This window comes from Streptosporangium sp. H13245, assembly GCF_055690525.1.
The window spans coordinates 627,495-642,603 of the sequence record NZ_JBSZKT010000001.1 but is presented as its reverse complement, the minus strand read 5'-3'; the positions used below and the strand labels follow the sequence as shown (position 1 = coordinate 642,603).

At 71.9% G+C, this 15,109-nt stretch carries 9 protein-coding genes; 1 reads left to right on the top strand and 8 read right to left on the bottom strand.

Translation table 11 applies throughout. The features are described from left to right. Window positions 1-110 precede the first annotated feature (110 nt). Complete coding sequence (locus ACW9TB_RS03080) at window positions 111-1,220, bottom strand: sensor histidine kinase (RefSeq protein WP_472746357.1); 1,110 nt, start codon at window positions 1,218-1,220, stop codon at window positions 111-113. A 79-nt stretch (window positions 1,221-1,299) separates the two neighbouring features. Further along, complete coding sequence (locus ACW9TB_RS03075) at window positions 1,300-2,973, bottom strand: AfsR/SARP family transcriptional regulator (RefSeq protein WP_472746356.1); 1,674 nt, start codon at window positions 2,971-2,973, stop codon at window positions 1,300-1,302. 377 nt (window positions 2,974-3,350) lie between these two features. On the opposite strand from ACW9TB_RS03075, the gene ACW9TB_RS03070 reads away from it, so the two are divergent. Next, window positions 3,351-3,476: a hypothetical protein gene (locus ACW9TB_RS03070; RefSeq protein WP_472746355.1), complete on the top strand. Its 126-nt coding sequence runs from the start codon at window positions 3,351-3,353 to the stop codon at window positions 3,474-3,476. Window positions 3,477-3,575: 99 nt separating this feature from the next. Here ACW9TB_RS03070 and ACW9TB_RS03065 read toward each other — a convergent pair whose 3' ends face one another. From ACW9TB_RS03065 to ACW9TB_RS03040, 6 genes are all read right to left on the bottom strand, one after another. Then, window positions 3,576-3,869 (bottom strand): phosphopantetheine-binding protein, encoded by a 294-nt coding sequence (locus ACW9TB_RS03065; protein WP_472746354.1) that lies wholly within the window; start codon window positions 3,867-3,869, stop codon window positions 3,576-3,578. Window positions 3,870-3,912: 43 nt separating this feature from the next. Further along, window positions 3,913-6,024, bottom strand: coding sequence for an acyl-CoA dehydrogenase family protein (locus ACW9TB_RS03060; protein ID WP_472746353.1), 2,112 nt, complete (start codon window positions 6,022-6,024; stop codon window positions 3,913-3,915). Then, window positions 5,927-6,718: a thioesterase II family protein gene (locus tag ACW9TB_RS03055; protein WP_472746352.1), complete on the bottom strand. Its 792-nt coding sequence runs from the start codon at window positions 6,716-6,718 to the stop codon at window positions 5,927-5,929. The genes ACW9TB_RS03060 and ACW9TB_RS03055 overlap by 98 nt, the downstream gene beginning before the upstream one ends. Next, window positions 6,715-9,894, bottom strand: a complete 3,180-nt coding sequence (locus ACW9TB_RS03050; protein WP_472746351.1) for a type I polyketide synthase — start codon at window positions 9,892-9,894, stop codon at window positions 6,715-6,717. The genes ACW9TB_RS03055 and ACW9TB_RS03050 overlap by 4 nt, the downstream gene beginning before the upstream one ends. Continuing rightward, on the bottom strand, window positions 9,891-11,207 hold the full coding sequence (locus tag ACW9TB_RS03045) for an MFS transporter (protein WP_472746350.1): 1,317 nt from the start codon (window positions 11,205-11,207) through the stop codon (window positions 9,891-9,893). Before ACW9TB_RS03045 ends, ACW9TB_RS03050 begins: the two co-directional genes overlap by 4 nt. A gap of 148 nt (window positions 11,208-11,355) precedes the next feature. Further along, window positions 11,356-14,973 carry a non-ribosomal peptide synthetase gene (locus ACW9TB_RS03040; RefSeq protein ID WP_472746349.1) on the bottom strand — a complete coding sequence of 1,206 codons (3,618 nt, stop codon included), beginning with the start codon at window positions 14,971-14,973 and terminating at the stop codon, window positions 11,356-11,358. Window positions 14,974-15,109 lie beyond the last annotated feature (136 nt).

Here is a 15,109-nt window from a genome sequence, read left to right as displayed (position 1 = left end):
GGCTCCCACCTCGGAGATCGGAGTCACCGCCCGGGGCTCCACCGCGCGCTCAGGTCATGGCGAACGGTTCCCTCGGGCGTGTACCGGAACCCGTGCGGGTCAGTGCCCGGTCAGCGCCGATCGGCGCCTTGATCGGCGGGGATGTGCGCGCGGACCTGGAAACCTCTCCCCGGGACGGACTCGATCCGTAGTTCCCCGCCGCACAGGGCGACCCGCTCGGCCATCCCCCGCAGCCCGAAACCGCCTGTCTCCGTCACGTGCCGCGCGGCCGGGCCGTCATCGCTCACCTGGACCTCGACCGCTCCGGGAAGGTACGCCACCGTGACGGTCGCCGTGGCTCCGGCGGCGTGTTTGCGGGAGTTGGTCAGCGCTTCCTGGACGATCCGGTAGACCGCGTTGTCCACGGTCACCGCCAGCGGGAACGGGTCTCCGGTCACCTCCAGACGGACCCGCTGACCGGCCTCCCGCGCCCGGTCCACCAGGGAGGGCAGGAGGGCGGCCCCCGCCGCGTGGTCCTCGCTCTCGGGCCGGTGCGTCTGCTCGGCTCGCAGCACGTGCAGCAGGTGCCGCATCTCCGCTATGGCGTCACGGCCGTTCCGTTCGGCCGTGGCGAGCGTCGCCTCGGCCTGGTCGGGGTCCTTTCTCAGAACCGTTCGCGCCGCACCGAGCAGGATGTTCACCGTGCTGATGTGGTGGGCGACCACGTCGTGGAGCTCCCGCGCGATACGGGCCCGCTCCGTCCGTACGGCCGCCTCCTCCAGCGCGGTCCGGTCGCGTTCCCTCAGTTCGTGGCGCAGCCGTACCAGGCTTCCCAGGGTGAACAGCAGGAAGAGGGGGAACAGCAGCAGCGCGGCGATGAGGAAGGCCATGGACAGCTGCCCGCTCCCGTCCCGGCTGAGAACCGGTGAGCCCAGGGCGTGCAGGACCACGAGCGTGCCGCCGTAGACCAGACCGGCGATCGTCGCCGGTCCCCAGGCGACGCCGGGCGGGGCGTACCTGCCGATGGCGTACAGGGCCACCGCCAGCGCCCCCGGCAACACGGGATGCGACACCAGCAGCTGCGTCGCCAGGGCGCACGCGAGGGCGAAGAAGAGGACCGCGACGGGTCGCGTGCGCCGCCAGAACAGGGCGGTGGACGCCAGGCCGCCGATGAGCAACTGGACGGCGAGGGAGGGCCCGCTCGCCGAGGGGGAGGACAGCACCCAGGTGAACACGACCACGAGGCAGTCCGCGGTTCGCGATTGGCCGAAACGCCTATGCCGCACAGCTGTGCATTCTGCCTCTCCGGCGAGAGGAGGGTCAACGCGGACCGATCAAGCTCTCCACCCCGGTGAGGACGCGGCCGACGGCCGCGTCGAGCTCGGCGACCGGATCCTCGGCCAGCGCCCGTTCCCTTGAGTGGGCCAGCACCATGGTGGGGCAGCGATAGGTGAACCGGCCGTCGGCGCCGACCCCGGAGACCGTGAGCAGCCGCGCGTCGACGAGGGCCTCGACACGCCATTCCGCCTCGGCCGGCGAGACCTCCTCCAGGCGTGAGACCTCCGAGATCGAGATCTCCTGGTTCCCGTAGTAGCCGATCCTCCGGAGCAGTGCCCTGGCCTCCGGGGTCAGGGCGAGGTAGCCGCAGTCGAGGGTGGCACGGATGTCGAGGTCGTCATGGTGCAGCTCGGACAGGATCCTGTCGCGATCCTCCAGGCGAGCCGCCAGGGTGGCGACGTTCCAGTGCGGCCTGGTGGCCAGCCTCGCGGCGACGATGTCCAGCGCCAGGGGCAGGCCGTCGCACAGTTCGATCACCCGGCGGGTGGCCTCCGGCTCGGCTTCCAGACGATGGGCACCCGTGCTGTCGGCGAGGAGCGCCCACGCGTCGTCGACGGGCAGCCCGCCCAACGTGATGTGGACGGCCTCGCGCAACGAGGCCAGCGACGAGCGGCTGGTCACGATGAGCGCGCACTCCCGGCAGGCCGGAAGGAGCGAGCGGATCTGTGCCGCGCCGGTCACGTTCTCCACCACGATGAGGATTCGACGGCTGGCCAGGAGCGTGCGCAGACGACCGTTCTGCTCGTCCTGCCGCGCCGGTACGTTCCTGTCCCCCAGCGCGCGCAGCATGCCCGGCAGCGCGTCATCCGGCTCGGCGTTGTAGAGGTGCCCGTCGGGGAAGAGCTCCGTCGAGCTGTGGGCCGCCTCCAGGGCGAGCGTCGTCTTGCCCGAGCCGCTCGCCCCGGTGATCGCCACCGCGCGGCTGCCGCCTTCCAGCGCCGTCCGGATCTGCTCCAGCTCCCGGTTCCGGCCGATGATCTTCAAGGGGCGGGGCGGGAGTTGCCGGGGAACCGGTGTATCCTCCGCCAGCACGGGTTCCTGGCGGAGGATCTGCTCGTACAGGTGCCGCAACTCGGGGGAGGGATCGATGCCCAGCTGGTCGGCGAGCTCCTCGCGAAGCCTGGTGAAGACGGCGATGGCCTCCCCGGCCCTGCCTGCCCGGTAACAGGCCGCCATGAGCTGCCAGGAAAAGCGCTCGCGCAGCGGATGCTCGCTGGTCAGACGCCGGAGTTCGGGGATCAGCTCGTTGTGGCCGCCGAGGGACAGGTCGGCTCCGATGCGCTCCTGAATCGCCGTCAGCCGTCGTTCGTCCCATTCTTCCGCCGCGGCCCGGAACACATGGCTGTCCAGCCCGGCCAGGGCCGGGCCACGCCACACCCTCAGCGCCTCCTGCAGGAACCGGACCTTGTCCCGGGGCGCGGCGGCCCTGGCAGAGTCGGCCAGGCTCTTGAACCGCCATGCGTCGATCACTTCGGTTGGCGTGTTGAGCAGGTACGAACCATCCCGCTCGACGATGAGGACGCCCTGCTGGCGAAGCTCCCCGATCCCGCGATGAACCTGGTTGCGCGCGCTCTTGACGGGATGCTCGTCGTAGAGCCCATCCACCAGGGCGTCCACGCTCACCAGCTGGCCCGGGGAGAGAAGCAACCGGGCCATGACCGTCTTCGACCGTCTGGTGGCGAGCCTGACCTCGCTGCCGCCTTTCCACAGGGCTACGGCACCCAGGAAGCCGAAGCGCGTCGCCGTCCGGCCCTGTCCGGGATCGTCGGCGGACCGGCCCCTCCTCGTGCTTGCCTGCCCCCGGGGCCGCTCCCTCTCTTGATCGCCTGTCCCTCGTACCATGCTTCGCCTCCAGCCGGTGGCATCCCTTTTGAGATTCATTGTGGGAAAACGGCTGTCACGGACCTATCGTCGTTCTATCGCGGGTGGCTTACGCAGGCGAGTAAGACCGGAGATAGGCCGGTAAAGGACTTTCTTCTTACGTTTCTGACGTCGCAGTCAGCGAGCCCAACCAAGGCGAAAGAGCGTGGAACATGCACGTCAAGGAAATGATCCTCACAGCCGTCGTCACCGTCGCCGCCCTGCTCTGTGCCACCCCGACCGCCTACGCGGGCAGTGTCCTGCCCCCTTCCGTCCTTAGTGACACTCCTTGGGACTGACATTTTCGGTGCCCGAGGCAGGCGATGGCAGGCGCCTCATCCGATCGGGCGTCAGGACAGGTGCGACCCGGCGCGGCCGGTCGCGCCGTCGGATCGGCGTCACGGGTCGGTGGCGACGGTCTTCTCGATGTTCCGTTCGGCGGGCGCCGTGACGGTGACGAGCAGGGCCATCTCGGCGACCGTGGGGTTGTCGAGAATGAGGCGCAGCGGCACCTTCAGGCCCACGGTGTCGCGCAGGCGGGAGGCCATCCGGATCGCGAGCAGCGAGTGGCCGCCGAGTTCGTAGAAGTCGTCGTGCCGTCCGATCCGTTCCAGGTTGAACACGTCGCACCAGATCGCGGCGACCAGTTCCTCGGCCTCTCCTCGCGGCAGGGTGTCGGGCGCGTCGCTCATCTCGCCGACCGCCCGGGTGCGGCGACGTGTTTGAAGTCGATCATTACTGGCTCCTGTGGTCGTAGAGGCCGGTGGTGGCACCGCTGATGAGGTCGGTGGTGGGAGGGATCGCTGTGGCGGCACCGCTGATGAGGTCGGTGGTGGAAGGAGTCGCTGTGGCGGTACCGCTGATGAGGAAGTCGAGGCCGGTACCGCGCAGCCACGCGTCGCCGAGCGTCGCCGGGTCGGCTCCCGAGCGGCCGGTCTCGCGGGCGAGCTGCGACCAGAGGCCGTCCAGCCGGTGTTCGGACGCCGCACAGGCGACGTCGGCCAGGTCGAGCACCGCCGTGTTGCCCCGTTCGGCGAGGTCGGCCGAACGGGCGAGCACCACGGAGAGGCCGAACAGCTCGGCCGCGATCCTGCCGACGAGAGCGAGGGAGCGCTGCCTGGTCAGCAGTTCGTCCATCGGGAGGTCACCGGTCACGGCCCGGCAGTGTTCGGCGAGCCTCTCGGCCTGCGACGTGAGACGGCGCAGGTGGTCGTGGTGCCTCGGCGGGAAGCGGCCGGGGCCGACCGGCTCCGGTCCTGCTTCGGGAGGTTCGCCGGGCTCGTACGACTGCTGGTTCGTCTCCGGCTCCGGTGCGGGCTCGTACGGCCGCTGGGTCGTCTCCGGTTTTTCGGGTGGCCCGTCGGGTTCGTACGGTCGCGGGTTCGTCTCCGGTTTTCTTTCGGGTGGCCCGTCGGGTTCGTACGGTCGCGAGTTCGTTCCCGGTTCTCTTTTGGGCGGCCCGCCGGGTTCGTAGTACGGCCGCAGGTTCGCCTCCGCCGACCACAGGTCGAGCATGAACTCGACGCCGCCCGCCACCCGCAGTCCGCGGGCGTCCCGGAAACAGCGTTCCACCGGCAGTGGCGGAGCCCCTCTCGCGGCCTTGCTGCGGGCGGTCTCGTACCCCTCGCCGCCCAGCAGCGCCATCGTCCCGTCCACCGCTCGCCAGCTCGCCAGGGCCATGAGGTTCTTCGCGGCGGTCAGGTCGGGGCGGGTGTCCGCGCGTTCCGCCCCGAGGAGGCACCAGACGAGCAGGCTCTCGATGAGGAAGACCTCGGCCGCGTTCTCCGCCACGCGCCGCCGGATCTCCTCGTACTCGCCGAGCGCCCGGTCGTTGATCCTCCGCCTGTTGACGAAGTCCCGCGACCAGAGCAGGGACGCGCGCGCGACGGCGAGGGCCGGGGGCGCGATGACGAGGTGCCGTCCGAAGAGCGCCAGCTCCCCGAGGTCGACACCCGCCTCGCCGGGCGCCTCCCCTGGCGCCTCCTCGGTGACGGTCCCGCCTTCGGGGGCCGAGCCGGTGACGGTGTCGCTGTCGGAGGATTCCGGGCGCATGCGCCAGCCGCCGGACTCCTCGGGCATGAGCTGCTCGGCCGGTACGCGCACCCGGTCGAGGCGCAGCATGCCGAAGGCCGCGCCGCGCAGTCCCATGAACTCGTGCGTGCTGACGACCTCGAAGCCGGGGCTGCGGGTGTCGACGAAGAAGAGCTTGACCTCCTCGGTGCCGTCGTCGCCGACGACGGTCGCGGAGACGTCGACCAGTTCCGCGACGGAGCCGTTGCCGATGAACACCTTCTCCCCGCTGATCAGGTAGGCGTCGCCGCCTTCGACGGGTACGGCCACCGTGGTACGACCGCGGTTTCCGGCCCCGGCGACCTCGGCGTCGGCGGTGCCGGAGACGACGCCGGACGCGATCCGCTCGGAGATGAGGTCGCGGAGCGGGCCCGGCGGGAGCGCCCGCAGGTACACACCTGAGCCGAATCCGTTGTGGATGGCGAGGGCGAACGCCACGGGCATGGACCAGCTCGCCGCCGTCTCGACGACCCGGCAGGCGTTGAGCCAGGAGAGGCCGAGCCCGCCGAGCGAGGGGTCGATCATCAGGCTGAGCAGGCCGGAGTCCTGGAGGGCGCCGAGGAACCCCTCGGGCAGGCGCCCGTCGGCCTCGACCGCCGCCGGATCGACGCGGTCGAGGAGAAGACGGCTGAGGCGGGCGACGGCCTCGTCCCCGGCGAGGCGGTCCCCCGGATCCTGCTCAGGGAAGGGGCGTAGCAGATCCCACCGTACGCGGCCCAGGTACAGCTCCTGCAGAAAGCTCGTCGAGGCCGGTGGCGAGGTGTCGGAGGAAGTCATCGGTCCGCTCCCGGAAGTAGAAGTGGTCACCTGGGAAGATCCGTACGTCACACGGCCCGGTGGTGTACCGGCTCCACGCGGTCAGCGACTCGCCGGTCTCCTCGTCCTGGTCGCCGCCGAGGACCACGAGCGGGCAGGTCAGCGGCTCGCCGCGTACGGGCCGGTAGGTGGCGACGATCGTCAGATCGGCGCGGACGACCTCCAGCGCCGCCGCCAGGACGTCCGGGTCGGCCTTGACCTCCTCGGGGAGGGGACCGTGCTCACTCTCGATCACCGCGACCAGGTCCTCGTCCCGTGGCTCGGGGAGGCCCCCGGCCTCGTGCAGGTGCGGCGCGCGGTAGCCGGAGAGGTACAGCGCGGCCGGGCCGGGCGAACCCTGTTCGCGCAGTGCCAGGGCGGTCTCGTACGCGACGAGTGCGCCGAGGCTGTGCCCGAGAAGAACGTACGGGGCGACGAAGTCCACCTCGGACACCAGGGCGTGGACCAGCTCCGGCATGCTCGTCGCCGGTGCCTCCTCCCGGCGGCTCCCGCGCCCGGCGAGCTGCACCGCCCAGACCTCGACGCTCGGTAGCGCGTCGGACCATCGCATGTACTCGCCCGGGGAACCGCCGCTGTGCGGGAAGCAGTACATCCGCAGCCGGGCCTCCGGGCGGCGTTCCCGGGACAGCAGCCAGCGGGGTCGGGAGCCGGTCACGGTCGCTCCTGTTCGTCGCGGGGTGAGTCAGGGCGGGATGGGGCGGGGCGTGGTGGGTCGGGGAGGGACGCGTCGAGATGGGATGCGTCGGGAAGGGGCGCTTCGGGGAGGGATGTCGCGAGGAGGGACGCGTCGAGGAGGGACGCGAGCGCGGCCACGGTGGGTGCGCGGAAGAACGCGCGGACGCCGAACTCGACGTCCAGTTCCGCCCGGAGACCGGCCACGAGGCGGGTCGCGATCAGGGAGTCGCCGCCCAGGTCGAAGAAGTTGTCGTGGACGCCCAGCGACGCCAGGCCGAGCGCCTCGCGGAAGGCCGCAGCGATGATCTTCTCTGTGCGGGTCTCCGCCTGGACGTAGTCCGCGTCGAGCTCCGGCCGTTCGAACCCGAGGGGTTCCACGGCCGAGACCGCGTCCCGCGCCGGATCTCCCCCGTCGAGCCGGACGTCGAGTTGGACGTCGAGGCGAGCGTCAAGCCGGGCATCGAGCCGAGTGTCGAGCCGGAACCGCTGGCGCTGGAACGGGTAGGCCGGAAGCGGGACACGCCGGGGCTTTCGCCCGTGGTGGAGCGCGGACCACTCGATGGGCACGCCCGCCTGCCACAGCAGGCCGGTGGCGTGGAGCAGCTCCGCCGCCCCGCCCCCGGCGTCGGCGGCGTGCGGGAGGCTCTGCGCCACCGGGCGGTCCGCCCGGTACTCGGGGTGCTGCCGGGCCAGGCCGCTGAGGGTACGGCCGGGCCCCAGCTCCAGCAGCGCGTGCCCGCCGGTGGTGAGCAGCGTCCGCAACGCGTCGGAGAACCGTACGGTGTGGCGCAGGTGGGCCGCCCAGGAGGCCGGGTCGCACGCCTCCTCCGCGGTGACGGGCGCCCCGGTCCTGTCGGAGATCCAGCGGATCGCGGGAGGCCGGAGCGGCATCGTTCCGACTAGCTCGGCGTACCCGGCGAGGGCGGGCTCGACGAGGGGGGAGTGTGCGGCGGCGCTGATGCGCAGCGGGCGCGCGTCCACGCCCTCCCCGGCGAGATGGTCCCGCAGGCGGTCCACGTCGGCGGCGGGGCCGGTGACGACGCACTGCGCCGGGCCGTTGATCGCGGCGATCGACAGGCCGCCGTCCAGCGAGGGCAGGAGCTCCGCCTCGCCGAGCGGTACGGCCAGCATCGAGCCGGAGGGCAGGCCGTCGAGGATCCGTCCCCGCGCGAGCACCAGCGTCAGCGCGTCGGCGGGCGGGAGCACCCCCGCCGTCGACGCGGCGGCGTACGCGCCGAGGCTGTGGCCGAGCACGACCTCCGGTGTGACGCCGCGCGCCCGCCACAGCAGGGCGAGCCCGTGCTGGATCGCGAACAGCACCGGCTGGCACACCGTCATCGTGCCGAGCCGCGCCTCCGCCCAGGACTCGGCGCCCGCGCTCGGATACAGCACGTCCCGCAGGTCCAGCCCCAGCTCCGGCGCGGCCAGCTCGGCGCAGGTGTCGACCGCTTCGCGGAACACCGGTTCCCGCTCGTACAGGTCCCGCGCCATCCCGAGGTGCTGGCCGCCCTGCCCGGGGAAGAGGAAGGCGACCCCGGTGGGGCGGGTGGCGGCGCGGCCGGTCACCAGGCGGTGCGACCCGGCCCCGCCGAACACGCTCACAGCATCGTCGCCGCCGTTGTCACTGCCACCGCCGCTGTCACCGTCGGCGCAGACCGCGAAGGCCCGGTGCGTGAACTCCCTGCGGCCGGTCTGGAGCGTCCAGGCGACGTCCGCGAGTGGCGCGTCGCGCCGCTTCAGGTGCTCGCCCAGCCGGGTCGCCATCTCCGCGAGCGCGCCGCCGGTACGCGCGGACAGCACCAGCAGCTGGTGTCCACCGGAAGGGTCCGGGGGCGCCGGTTCCCGCCATTCCTCGACGACGACGTGGGCGTTGGTGCCGCCGATTCCCAGGGAGTTGACGCCCGCCCTGCGGGGGGTCCGGCCCTTCGGCCAGGGTGTCGCCTCTCCCTTCACCACGAAGGGGCCGGTGTCGAGGTCGATCTCGGGGTTCGCGCGGCGGAAGTGGAGCGTGCCGGGGACGAGCCCGTGCCGGAGCGACAGGACGACCTTGATCAGCCCGATCACCCCGGCCGCGGCGTCGGTGTGCCCGATGTTCGACTTGACGGAACCGAGCAGGCAGAACCCCTTCTCGTCCGTACCGAGACCGAACGCCTTGGACAGCGCCCGTACCTCGATGGGGTCGCCGACCGGCGTGGCGGTCCCGTGCGCCTCGACGTACCCGATGGTGGCGGGGGACACTCCGGCGAGCAGGTGCGCCGCGCGCACCGCGGCGGCCTGCCCGTCGACGCTCGGGGCGGTGAACCCCACCTTGCCGGCGCCGTCGTTGTTGACCGCGGACCCGAGGATGACGGCGTGGACGAGATCACCGTCCGCGAGCGCGTCCTCCAGCCGCTTGAGCACGACGATCCCCGCGCCGTCACCGGACACGGTGCCGCTCGCGTCGGCGTCGAACGGGCGGCAGCGCCCGTCGGCCGCGAGGACGTCGTCGTCGCCCTGGCCCTCCATCGGATGCGGTACCCGGATCGTCGCCCCACCGGCGAGGGCGACGTCGCACTCCCCGGCGAGCAGCGCCTGCGCGGCCTGGTGGACGGCGACGAGCGAGGTGGAGCACGCCGTCTGCACGGTCACGGCCGGACCGTTCAGGTCCAGCTTGTACGCCACCCTGCTGGTCAGGAAGTCCATGCCGCAGGCGAGCCGGAACTGCCAGTCCGTGACGCCGGGGAACAGGTCGCGACGCTCCCGCAGCAGCGCGAGGTGATCGGTGTCCCCGCTGCCGCCGTACACGCCGATCACGCCGGGGTAGGCGCCCGGGTCGCAGCCCGCGTTCTCCAGGGCCTCCCACGCGCACTCCAGGAAGATCCGGTGCTGGGGGTCGAGCATCAGGGCCTCGCGCGGTGAGAAGCCGAAGAAGCCCGCGTCGAAGAGATCCGCGTCCGGTACGACGCCGTAGGCGGAGATCCTGCCGGTGCTCTCGTCCTCGGGCGACCGCGTGACGAACTCGGTTCCGTCGGCGAGCCCCGCCCAGAACGCGTCCACGTCCGGCGCTCCGGGGAACCGGCCCGCCATGCCGATGATCGCGATGGCCGTCTGCTCGGCGTGCGCCTGCTCAACGTGCGTCTGTTCGGCGTGGGTCTGTTCGGCGTGTGGCCCGGTCACGCGAGGTCTCCCGTCCGCGCGGGCTCCGCGCCGCCCTCGGGCCCATGCGGGGCTTGGCCGTCCTTCGGTGCTTCGTCCGAGGCTGAGTCCGGGGCCGGGGCCTGGCCGTCGCGCAGGCCGCGTACCGGGGAGAAGAGAGGCGGCAGCATCGACAGGACGGTGAGGACAGCGGCGATCCAGAAAACCCCGCGCAGGCCGACCGGGGCCACGAGCAGTCCCCCGACGGTGGCGCCGAGGGGGATCATGCCCCAGGTGACGAAGCGGAAGACGGAGTTCATCCGGCCGAGCAACTGCGGAGGCGTCACGATCTGGCACAGGCTGACCTGAAGGACGTTGAAGATGTACGCGCCGACGTAGATGACGAACAGGCCGGCGGCGAAGACCACCGGGCCGGTGGACAGCGGCAGGAGGATCGTGCCGCCGCTGAACAGGACGATCGACGTGATGAAGGCGGCGCCGGTGCCGAAGCGCTTGGAGAAGGGTTCCGCCGCGAGCGCGCCGACGAGGCCGCCCGCGTTGCCGACCGCGAGGACGATGCCGATCACGCCCGCGCTCAGGTGCAGCTCGTCCGCCGCGTAGACGATCTGGAGGGCGAGTACGGCCGCGAACGCCAGTTCGGCGAGGGTGGCGCAGAGGATCAGCGGGCGGAGCAGCGGATGGGAGAACACGAAGCGGATGCCTTCGGCGATCTCCCTGCGCAGGCCGAGCCGCTCCGCCGGAGCGGGTTTTCGCTCCTCGACCTTGATGAAGAGCAGGAAGACCGCCGAGACCAGATAGGTGATCGCGTCCGCCAGGAGCGCCAGGGGCGCGGTGAGCACCTCGACGAGGAAACCGCCGACCCCCGGGCCCCCGAGTTGCGCGACCGAACGGGACAGCTCCAGCTTGCCGTTGGCGTCGACGAGCTTGTTCTCCTCGACCAGCTCGGGGAGGTAGGACAGTTGCGCCACGTCGAAGAACAGCGTGCCCAGCCCGATGGCGAACGCCACCGCGTAGATCAGCGGCATGCTGAGCACGTCCAGCCACACGGCGACCGGTACGGCCAGCAGTGCCACCCCCCGCAGGAGGTCGGTGAGGATCAGCACCGGCCGCCGGGGAAGCCGTTCGAGCCAGACCCCCGCGGGCAGGCCGACCAGGAGGATGGGCACGTACTCCACCGCCCACACCAGGCTGACCTCCAGCGCCGAGGCGTCGAGCAGGAGCAGCGCCGCGAGCGGCAGGGCCAGCAGGGTGATCTGCGTGCCGAACAGGCTGACGGTCTGGGCGGCCCAGAGGTTACGGAAACCGGAGACGCGCCAGAGGCTCTTTCCCGTCACCTCATGCCTCCGTACCGCGCGGGCCCGACAACGGTGTTCTCCCGGTGGTGGCTTTCCGGGTACGGGTTCTCCCGGTGGTGGTTCTCCCGGTGACGGCGATGACGCGTCGCCGTTCGGCGGTGTCGTGGAACACGAGTGGTCTCTCTCCTCATGAGGTGGCGCGGTGGTCATCGGTACGGCGGCGCTGGAGTCCGAGGCGGGCCCGGCCCGCGGCCCGCCTGCTCGCCTGCTCGTCGTCGTCGCCGGTACGGGGTGCCCGGGGGTCGCCGGGACCGGTGCCCGGGGGGTTGCCGGTCCCCGGCGCGGCCTGCTCGTCGAGGTGCCGGGAGAGAGCCGCGATCGTGGGGAACTCGAACAACGTCACCATCGGCAGCCGTCGGCCCAGAGCCTCGGTGAGCCGGGCGTGGACGGCGGCGAGGCTGAACGAGTTGCCGCCGAGGTCGAAGAAGTTGTCGTGCGGTCCGATATGGTCCAGCTCCAGGACCTCCTGCCAGATCCGCCTCAGCGTGATCTCCCGTCCCCCGCGGCCGGGCGCTTCGGGAGTGCCGGACGTCTGGGGATCACCGGGCGCCGGGAAGCCGAACGCCGGGCCGTCAGGCGTCGGCGAACCGGGCACGGGCGAACCGGTGGGTGCCTGGGCGTCGCCGGTGGGGAGCGGCCACGGAAGGGCGTCCCTGTCGACCTTGCCCGACGTACGGATCGGCAGGTCGCCGACGACCGCGAGGCGTGGCACGAGCGCGGCGGGCATCGTCTGGCGCAGCCGGGCCCGCGCGCCGCCCTCGTCGAAGCCGGTACCCGGCACGATGTAGCCGACGAGGATCTGGTGGCCAAGGCGCGTCGTGCGGACCGCCGCGGCGGCGGCGCTGACGCCCGGCAGCCGCCGCAGGGCCGCTTCCACCTCGCCGAGCTCGACGCGTCGGCCCCCGAGTTTGACCTGTTCGTCGATTCGCCCGACGAAGACCAGGCCCTCCGGCTCCGCCCTGACCAGGTCCCCGCTGCGATAGGCCCGCTTCCAGCCGAGGGACGGGAGCGGGGCGTACTTCTCCGCGTCCTTCGCGGGGTCCAGGTAGCGGGCCAGGCCGACCCCGCCGATCACGAGCTCGCCGGTCTCGCCCATGCCCACGGGCTCGCCGTCCGGGCCCACCACGGCCAGATCCCACCCGTCGAGGGGAAGCCCGATCCGTACCGGGTCACCGGGTGAGAAGAGGGTCGCCGACGAGGTGACGGTCGCCTCGGTGGGGCCGTAGCTGTTCCACACCTCGCGCCCGGGGGCGGTGAGCCGCTCGATCAGCTCCCGGGGACACGCCTCACCTCCCAGGATCAGCAGCCGTACGCCGTCGAACACCTCGGCCGGCCAGCGCGAGGCCAGCGTGGGCAACGTCGAGATGACGGTGATGCCGTTCTCCCTTATCCACGGGCCGAGGTCGGTGCCGGTACGGACGAGGGCGCGCGGGGCGGGGACGAGGCAGGCGCCGTTCCGCCAGGCCAGCCACATCTCCTCGCAGGAGGCGTCGAAGGCCGCCGAGAGCAGGGCCTGTACGCGGTCGCCCGGCCCGATCGGGCTGTCCCGCAGGAACAGCCCGGCCTCGGCGTCCACGAACGCCGCCGCGCCGCGATGGGTGGCCACGACGCCCTTCGGGGTTCCGGACGAGCCGGAGGTGAAGATGATCCAGGCGTCGTCGTCCACCCCCGGCCGGGAGGACTCCCCCGATTCGACCGGTTCCCGTGCTCCGTCCGGTTCCCGCAGTCCGTCAGGTCCGGCAGGTTCCCGCAATCCATCCGGTTCGGCCGGTTCCCGTGGTTCGCTCGGTACGCGTACCGCGGGGGTGAGTGTGATGTGACGGTTCTCCCCGACGACGGCGTGGACCCCGGCCTCGCCGAAGACGAGCTCCCTGCGTTCGGCGGGATCGTCGGTGTCGACCGGTACGTAAGCCGCGCCCGCGGCGAGGACGGCGAGGATCGAGACGTACAGGTCGGCGGTGCCGGAGGGCACGCACACCCCCACCCGGTCGCCGCGCCGCACGCCCGCCGCCCGCAGTCTCCCGGCCAGGACCTCGACCTCGGCCCGCAGGGAGGCGTAGTCGAGCCGTACGCGCCCGTCGTCGAGCGCGGCGGCCTCGGGGAAGCGAGCGGTCGTCTCGTCGAGGACGTCGAGCAGGGTGCGGGGGGCAGGCGCCCGGTCGGCCGAGGTGAAGACCGCGGGCGTCGCGGGCCTTTCCATGATGTTCCCGCCCGTGGCACCGTTCGTGACGTCGTCCATGACGCTGTTCGTGGTGCGGTCCGTGTTCCGCGGTCCGGCGTCGGCGAGCGGGGGCAGGGTCCACAGGGGAGCCTCGGGGTCGGCCACGACGGCGGCGAGCAGCCGGTGGAAACGGTCGCCGATCGATCGGACCGTGCCGGGCTCGAACAGATCTGTGTTGTAGGTGATCGTCAGGTCGAAGGCGTCGCCGGTGGCGGCCCGGAAGATCGTGAAGTCGAGACCGGCCTTGGCACCGGTGGGCATGAGGTCGATCAGCGACGCGGTGAGATCACCGAAACGCGGCTCGGCCATCGGGGTCGGCTCGAAGCTGAAGAGGGCCTGCACCAGCGGGTTGCGGTCGAGGTCGCGCTGTGGCGCCAGCTCCTCCACCAGTTTCTGGAACGGAACCCGCTGGTAGCTCAGCATGTCCATCACGGTCTCCCGGGTCCGCCGCACGACCTCGGCGAACGACGGGTCACCGGACAGGTCGAACCGCACCGGCAGCGTGTTCACGAAGAAGCCGATCACGGGTTCGAGCTCCGAGAACAGCCGGTCGTTGACCGGAGTGCCGATCAGCAGGTCGCGTGCGCCGGTGAGGCGGCCCAGCAGCGCCGCGTAGGCCGCGATCATCGGCACGAACGGCGTCACACGCGTTCGCCGGGCCAGGGCGAGGACCTCCGCCATGAGCGGTCCGGGAAGGGTGACGTGGTGGTTGGCACCACCCCTCCGGCGAGGCCGCTCAAGCTCACTGACACCGCCTGTGCCACTCACGCCACCAGCGCTGCCCGTGCCGCTCGTGCCGTCCGCGCCGCTCGTGCCGCTCGTGCCGTCCGTACCGCTCGCGCCGTCCCGCGCCAGGTGTGGAAGGTCCAGCGTCGTCGGGGCGCCGGCCAGACGCTCGTGCCACCAGGCGAGGTCGGCGGGGTCCACGGGCTGCCGCCGCTGCCAGGCCGCGTAGTCGCCGAACTGGACGGGGAGCGGCGGGGGCTCGGGCGCGCCCACGTACCCGTCGGCGAGCTCGTCGAAGAGAAGATGGAGCGACGGCCCGTCACAGACCAGCTGGTGCAGGAATATGCCGAGGATGTGCCGGTCGACATCGAGGCGGATCAGCCTCTTGCGGACGAGCGGTCCGGTCGTCACGTCGAAGGGTTCGTCGGCCCATCGCCGCAGCAACGCGTCGGCGAGGTCGTCACGACGCTCGGGCGGCTCCGATGTCAGGTCGGCCAGTCGCGGGCCGAAGGGCGGCGACGGCGCGATCCGCTGGTACGGCTCGTCCCTGCCCATCGGGAACGTCGTGCGCAGGATGTCATGCCGGACGAGGACCCGTTCGACCGCGCGCCTCAGTGCTCCGAGGTCAAGCGGTCCGTCCAGGCGTACGGCCACGGGCACGTTGTAGGCGGAGTCGCCGGGGTGAACCTGCTCGATGATCCACAGCGCTCGCTGTGCGACGGTGAGCGGAACCGGCTCTCCGGCGCCTCCTCGGGCCGGTACCGTCTGCCGCCGCACGGGCACGATCTTTCTGTCCATGCTGTGGATCCACCGCCTCGCGGTCGTGGGTGGGTGCTGGGGAGTTTCGAGGTCCCGCACGGGGTGAATCGGTTTCCGGCGCCGGATACGGCGGCCCCGGCCGATCCCGGGCACGGGCCGGTCATGGTTTCGCGGG